This window comes from Vibrio ouci (genome assembly GCF_004551525.1).
Classification (GTDB): domain Bacteria; phylum Pseudomonadota; class Gammaproteobacteria; order Enterobacterales; family Vibrionaceae; genus Vibrio; species Vibrio ouci.
In genome coordinates this window covers 1-745 of record NZ_SATR01000256.1, presented here as the reverse complement: position 1 = coordinate 745, position 745 = coordinate 1, and the positions used below count along the sequence as shown (strand labels likewise).

Sequence of the window (745 nt, the reverse complement as noted above, 5' to 3'; positions counted from 1 at the left end):
AGGCAACCCACGAATTTGGCATGTTTTACGGTTGAAGAGATTCAAGGATTTGAGCCGACAATACGGAATTGCCGAATAAGAAAAGCGAACTGCCAGAGGGAACAAAAAAGATTAGAACAAAGAACTTTTCTGCCCTTTGCCTAACGCCAAATTAAGTAGTGAGCAACGCTACCCCCTACCTAAAGGATTGTGCCGTACACACTAAAGTTGATTCAAACCGAAAGTGCCAAGCGTTGCGAATCTGCTTAAATTTATTGTTATACGCCTATTTCAGTACACCCGATTGAACTGCGTCATTGAGCCTAGACTCGACTTCTTGCCACAACAATTTACTACCTTTGGAAATACGTTCGCCATTAAAGGCAAAAACTTTTTCTTTGGGTACATTGTGTTTTTTCCAGCCATGACCTTCACCATGGATGTTGTGGAGTAAAGGTGGAACTCGGTCGATTGCCTTAGCAAAGCTTGCTTCGGGACTTACACCTTCTTCAAACTCTTCCCAGAGATTAGAAAACTCTTCTCGGCTTGCTTCAGGCAAAAGTTGAAATAACTTCTGTATGCATGACCTTTCTAGTTGTTTGTTTTCTTCTGTTTCAGCAGAGTAAATAACCGTATCACCAGCCTCAATTTCACCTAAGTCATGGATGAGTAGCATTTTCATGACACGAACAACATCAACTGGTTCATTAGCAAAATCTTTGAGTAAAAGAGCACTCAGACAAACATGCCAACTATGTTCTGCTGA

Annotated in this window: 1 protein-coding gene; it reads right to left on the bottom strand. The window is 41.3% G+C overall.

Going from position 1 to position 745, the window contains the following annotated elements; genetic code table 11:
• Positions 1–265: 265 nt before the first annotated feature.
• On the bottom strand, positions 266–745 hold a 480-nt coding region (locus ELS82_RS25530; protein WP_134837826.1), incomplete at its 5' end, for an HD domain-containing protein.